Here is a 5,880-nt window from a genome sequence, read left to right on the forward strand (position 1 = left end):
GAGTGAGAGCAGTCTGAGAAACTCCGTATTCTTTACAAAGGGCAGTTTGTGTTTTGCCACCAGATTGATATAGATTTACGAGTGTTCTTTTGAAGTCTTCGTCATAGCGAATACCTTTGCTGTTTGTGGACATGTAAATACCTCCTTTTGGTGTCTACTTTATTGTAATAGATAGTTACTTTATGTGTCCACTTTTTTAATATAGATCCAAAATCTTTGCGGACGAAAAAAGGTATTGAATGTGATATGTACCGACCTATTTTTAAAATGTGTAATTAGATGGGTAGTACAGTTAAATTTCTTGCCATGAATCTAAAAAAATTAGTGGTGTTGAAAGTGGAAGAGCAATTACTATCCAATGAGAAAATTTATAAAAAACTTTATACTAAAACCTCTAACTTGTCATAGCTTAATAGAGGTTCTTTGAAATCTGATATTTAAACGTTGTTGACTTTTTTAGTTTTTGATATAATATTCTCATAAAATAACATATATAAATGAACCAAGCATGAATATATTATGTTTTTGGTTTAAAATATTTTGGAGTGACATCTATGGAATATGTGTATATTTTGCCTATGGTTGAAGTGTTAGTTTTTAACGTAATTACTTTAGATCATTGCTTTAAAAGGAAATATTCAAAATTTAAAATGGTAGCGGTATTTTTCTTTTTTACTGTATTATGTATTTTGCCCGCAGCACTTTTTAAAAGAGATGTTTTTAACGGAGACGGTAAGTTTTCGATATTTGGATTTTTATACATAATTCCCTTGAAATTTTTATATGATGAAAAAATAGAAAGACTTTTTCTTAATATGTGTATGAGTTGGACGTATACTCTTGGAATATTGGCTGTTTCTATACAGATGGTGTATCTTGGGGACTTTTTAAATTATGACTTATCTTTGATAATAATTGAAACGGTATTATTTTTAGCAACATTTATTCCATTTAGAAATTATGTGATTCCCAAATATATCTATATTTTCCAGAATATGCATGATTTTCGAAAAACACAGTTTAGATATTTGGAAATAAGCGTATATTTTAACTTCTTTACACTATTTATTCTTCATATAATTTTTCTATGCAGCGAAAGAAATTTACTGCAAATTGTTGTGTTGGCTATATTTCTTGCATCCAACTACTTATTCTATTCCATTGTTTATGAAGTAATAAATAGTTCGGTTAAAATTAATGAGTTGGAGAAAAAAGTTTCAGATGACGCATTAACAGGTCTTGGAAACAGGGTACAAATGATGAGACATATCCGTATTTTAATAGAAGAAAATCAGGTTTTTTCTATTATGTTCTTTGACTTAGACAGATTTAAGCTTATTAACGACCAATACGGTCATGATGTTGGTGACAGGTATCTGATACATTTTGGGAAAGTGTGTTCTGATGAGCTGAAAGATAATGGAAAGCTTTATAGATATGGCGGCGATGAGTTTGTTGCAATATATTATGGCGTTTTAACTGAAGAAATTGCTGATACAATAGCCCAATGTAAAAATTGGGATAAGGATGCTCCTTGCGAGTTTAATCAGGTAAGTGCAGGTTTTGTTGTGTGTAAGCCGCCATATGCCGTTAAAGATCCGTCCATTTTATTAAAACAAGCTGATGACATAATGTATAGGAATAAATTAAATAAGAAAATGAGATACAAGGAGAAAAAATAAAAATTTATTTGTGTGATTTCTGTGTAAATAAAAAATATGATTTATTGAACATTTATGAGTATAACATTTTCTAGAAACAACGTAAACATAGATTTATAATGAAATTATGCCAAAAAAGTCAGCAATTGCTGGCTTTTTTGTTTCTCGAAATCGACACAATATTTGGAAAGAAAAAAGAATAAGAATTATCAACATATGATGCTGAGAAGAAGTTCAATGACAAAGAGATTTTTATATGGAAAAAATGATAAGATGTTTTTGTAAATGATTAAATTCATTGTTTTTTAATATGATAACCTCTTTTGGGGCAAACTGGACTATAGTCAATAAAAAAGACACGATTTTTAAATATATTTTCCGGGAACGGCTAGATTCCTTGCCGATCCCAGAATGTTGCTTCCATTTCGTTTGGTGTCAGATAGCCTAAAGAACCATGTGGTCTGCGAGAGTTATAGAAGCCTTCGATATATTGGAAGACAGAGTGGTATAGGTCACGATAGGTACGGAAATTACGCCTGTTGGTTTCTTCTTTTTTGAGATATTTGAAGAAACTTTCGCAGCAGGCGTTATCAAAAGGATATCCCTTTTTCGAGAAGGACTGGATAACATTCAGTTCATCAAGCAGTTTTCGAAATGCAAAGGCTGTGTACTGTGATCCTCTATCAGAGTGAAACATCAGTCCAGCTGGACAGTTTCTGGAATAATATGCTTTCTGAAAGGTCTGGATGACCAGATCTGCATTGGGTTTGGATGATATATTCCAGGAGATAATCTTTCTGGAAAAAAGATCCATAATGATACAAAGATAATACCACTTACCTCCGGCTTTGAGATACGTAAAATCACTTGTCCAGACCAAGTTGGGAGCTTTTTGATGAAAGTCTTGATGCAGGTGATCAGCATAACAACCAGACGACTCTTTTGGGCGAGAAATGGATTTTGGTTTTATTGTGGACATAGGTGGAAGCTACATGGAACGCATCAGGCGGTACACTCGACCGACGCTGATACAAATGCCATAGTCACGACCTAAGATATATGCGATTTTATAAGCACCGATGCGTTTATCGTAGTCAGCGTAAATGTGCAGAATCATTTGTTTGATGTTCTGATTCTCAATGGTTCTGGAAGAAGGCAGAGAATAAAAATGTTTGTAATAAGTGCTGCGGTTTACGTTGAGTACACGGCAGAGGGTTTTGATATTGTGCTGGAATCGAAGCTTATAAACTGCACTTAATCTTTGTTTGAGTGTGGCGTGAAGATGGCAATCGCTTTTTTTAGGATGAGGTTTTCTTCTTCAAGCTGCGCATTTCTTTTCTGGAGTTCCTGAATCTGTTTCGCAGTCAGAATTTCACCATTAGATGTTTCAACAGTGGAGTATTGCTTGATCCAGCGAGTGAGAGCAGTCTGAGAAACTCCGTATTCTTTACAAAGGGCAGTTTGTGTTTTGCCACCAGATTGATATAGATTTACGAGTGTTCTTTTGAAGTCTTCGTCATAGCGAATACCTTTGCTGTTTGTTGACATGTAAATACCTCCTTTTGGTGTCTACTTTATTGTAATAGATAGTTACTTTATGTGTCCACTTTTTTAATATAGATCCATGGGGTGTATTGGAATAGAGAAAAAGGGGTGTGGGAGAAAATGGGATGAGGTGGAGCAAAGGAAAGTGGAGAATGGGAAGAAGGGGAGGTATTGGAGTTAATAAAAATGGAAAACGAGAGGAATGGGATATGGAGAGGAGAAAAAGGGAGAGCTTCGTCCAAATGAAAAAAGCCGGAATCTTTTGTTTCGAAGATTTCGGCTTTTTTCTATTACGGAAGTTTAAAAACGAATCAAGGCAGTTTATTCCCAGCGGCGGCATAGAGCTCGTACCATTCTTCCCTTGTGAGGGTGATTTCCGCCCCTTTGACGATGCCGGGGATACGGGCGGCATTGGTTGTACCTACAACCACCTGCATGTTGGCAGGATGGCGCAGAAGCCATGCTACGGCTATGCCGTTTTCTGTGGTGTCGTATTTTTTCGCTAGACGAGTCAGGACAGCGTTCAGTTGGGCATAATCGGGATTGCCGATGAATGTGCCTTCGAATACACCATACTGGAAAGGACTATAACACTGGATGGTAATATGGTTCTGGCGGCAGTAATCCAATACGTTTGCATCACGGGAAATGCCGTGGCTGTCTGTGGTGTTCAGATAAGCAGGTGCATCCAGCAGAAGGGTGTGCGCCAGAGAAAATTGCAGCTGATTGATTTCCAGTGGTTGTTTGACGCAGGTTTTCAGCAGTTCTATCTGGCTGGGGGTATGGTTGCTGACACCGAAATGAAGAACTTTTCCTTGGGATTCCAGTTGGTCAAAGGCTTCTGCCACTTCTTCCGGTTCCATGAGCAAATCGGGACGGTGAAGGAGCAAATAATCCAGACGGTCTGTTTGCAGGCGGCGCAGACTGGTTTCTACGCTGCGGATGATATGCGCTTTGGAAAAGTCATAGCAGGTAAATGCACCAGGGCGAATGCCGCATTTGCTCTGGAGAATAAGTTTATCCCGCATGCCGGGCATTTGGTGCAGGGCTTCCCCGAAAATGGTTTCACAGGTGCCGCCGCCGTAAATATCCGCGTGATCCCAGAAGTTGACACCGGATTCCAGTTGTTTTTCTATGAGGTTTTGCAGGGATTTTGTATCCAGATTGCCGATGCGCATACATCCCTGGATGATGGCAGGAACGTTGCGATTGCCGATGGTGACTTGTTTCATATAGAAACCTCCTTTGTGTTTCGTATGCTGTTAAATCCATGATACTTCTATGGTGGGGGAAGTCAAGGTGATTTTTAGAAAACAATAACAGCAACTTGCTGGTAAGAAAACATACGAAATAAAATCCTCGTAAAACAAAGAAAGCTGAAACCTTTAAGATAAGAATTTCAGCTTTCTTTGTTTTCTTATGAAAATGTCCTTAGGTTCTTTTTTCTATTATAATGCCTGGTCGGATTCGCTGGGGATATATCGCAGGATGGATTCCACTGGGCAGTCCAGGATGCGGCAAAGATCATTGATGGTTTTGGTGGAAATATCTTTATTGTGTTTCAAGCGATGAAGGGTACTATGAGACAGGTGGTGTTTGGTGGTGAGTGTATACCAATTTTCGTCGGAGTTTTCTAATGTTTGCCAAAAAGGCGCGTAGTCAATCAAACATGTCACTTATTTATGCGGGTTAGGCAGATTTTTCTGGTGGTGAGTGTTGTGACGATGGTATGCGGCTGTAGTGGAGGGAATGCAGATGGGCAGATGCGCAGGGAGCTTATGGAGAAGGCAGAGGAGTATCAACAAGAGAAGATCTATATAAAAGGACCGGAAGGAACACCCTTTGCTTTTCTGGTGGAGCGGGGCAATGGAACGGGGGAAGTGGTGCGAAAAGACATAGGGGGATGCGGTGAGAGTCAGATAAAACAGGAAATTGACAAGAAGATGCTGGATGCAGTTTTGAGGGAAAATGGGGAGAAAAAAGAAAAATCACAAAAAAATGAAAAAAATTGAAAAAAGTAGTTGACAGATGAAAAGATACCTGATAGAATAATCAAGCACTCGCAAGAGAGCAGAAAAAAATCGAATATCTGAAGGGTGAGAAAAGCCTGTTTTTCAATAAAAATTGAAAAATCAGAAAAAAGTACTTAGAAAAGTACTTGACAAGAAAAAAGAAATCTGGTAAGATATTCAAGCGTCATCGAAAAGATGGCGAAAATAAAATATCGGGTTTGAGAATAAATGGTCAGAAATGACCGAAAAGTTCTTAAAAAAGTACTTGACAAAATAAAACAAACCTGATAAACTAAATGAGCTGACACCGAAGCGGTGTGAGCAACAAAAAGACTGATCCTTGAAAACTAAACAGCAGAAATAAACTTACAACCTATAGTCAATTCGGTCAGTGAGTTTCGAACCGTTTATGGAGCGACCGACCTAACACTGCAAAGTGTCAGAGGGAGCGAAATGGTGAGAAACGAACGGTTTTTCGCAAAGCGAAAAAAGACGACAACTGACAAAAATAATGACAAGAGTTTGCCGGTTTCGAAAAAAACCGGAGGATAGCCAGATTAACTGGCTAGGCATTAAACTTTAATATAAGAGTTTGATCCTGGCTCAGGATGAACGCTGGCGGCGTGCTTAACACATGCAAGTCGAACGAAGATATTTAAAAT

Annotated in this window: 5 protein-coding genes, 1 rRNA gene and 1 pseudogene; 3 read left to right on the forward strand and 4 right to left on the reverse strand. The window is 37.9% G+C overall.

The window, feature by feature from the left end; all coding sequences use genetic code 11:
* Positions 1-133 (reverse strand): transposase (locus tag INF29_RS15430; RefSeq protein ID WP_408626519.1); only part of this gene is annotated, 133 nt, incomplete at its 3' end.
* Between the two features lie 421 nt (positions 134-554).
* Between INF29_RS15430 and INF29_RS13700 the strand changes: the two genes are divergently transcribed.
* Complete coding sequence (locus tag INF29_RS13700; protein WP_193487265.1) at positions 555-1,682, forward strand: GGDEF domain-containing protein; 1,128 nt, start codon at positions 555-557, stop codon at positions 1,680-1,682.
* A 367-nt stretch (positions 1,683-2,049) separates the two neighbouring features.
* Here the strand turns inward: INF29_RS13700 and INF29_RS13705 are convergent.
* The 3 genes and pseudogenes from INF29_RS13705 to INF29_RS13715 form a co-directional block, all read right to left on the reverse strand.
* Positions 2,050-3,209 (reverse strand): annotated as a pseudogene (locus tag INF29_RS13705) (IS3 family transposase).
* 308 nt (positions 3,210-3,517) lie between these two features.
* Positions 3,518-4,438 (reverse strand): aldo/keto reductase, encoded by a 921-nt coding sequence (locus INF29_RS13710; protein ID WP_193487267.1) that lies wholly within the window; start codon positions 4,436-4,438, stop codon positions 3,518-3,520.
* Positions 4,439-4,654: 216 nt separating this feature from the next.
* Complete coding sequence (locus INF29_RS13715; protein WP_072853879.1) at positions 4,655-4,873, reverse strand: helix-turn-helix domain-containing protein; 219 nt, start codon at positions 4,871-4,873, stop codon at positions 4,655-4,657.
* Positions 4,874-4,984: 111 nt separating this feature from the next.
* Between INF29_RS13715 and INF29_RS13720 the strand changes: the two genes are divergently transcribed.
* Both INF29_RS13720 and INF29_RS13725 read left to right on the forward strand, forming a co-directional pair.
* Complete coding sequence (locus tag INF29_RS13720; RefSeq protein WP_072853881.1) at positions 4,985-5,218, forward strand: hypothetical protein; 234 nt, start codon at positions 4,985-4,987, stop codon at positions 5,216-5,218.
* A gap of 580 nt (positions 5,219-5,798) precedes the next feature.
* Positions 5,799-5,880: ribosomal RNA gene (locus tag INF29_RS13725) — 16S ribosomal RNA — on the forward strand; the annotation flags it as partial.

Origin of the sequence: Anaerotignum lactatifermentans (assembly GCF_014982935.1) — a bacterium.
Classification (GTDB): Bacteria; Bacillota; Clostridia; order Lachnospirales; family Anaerotignaceae; genus Anaerotignum; species Anaerotignum lactatifermentans.

Bases quoted from the DNA above. Each gene is read 5' to 3' on its own strand.
- INF29_RS13720 (WP_072853881.1), top strand. From the start codon at position 4,985: ATGGAGAAGGCAGAGGAGTATCAACAAGAGAAGATCTATATAAAAGGA.
- INF29_RS13700 (WP_193487265.1), top strand. From the start codon at position 555: ATGGAATATGTGTATATTTTGCCTATGGTTGAAGTGTTAGTTTTTAAC.
- INF29_RS13710 (WP_193487267.1), bottom strand. From the start codon at position 4,438: ATGAAACAAGTCACCATCGGCAATCGCAACGTTCCTGCCATCATCCAG.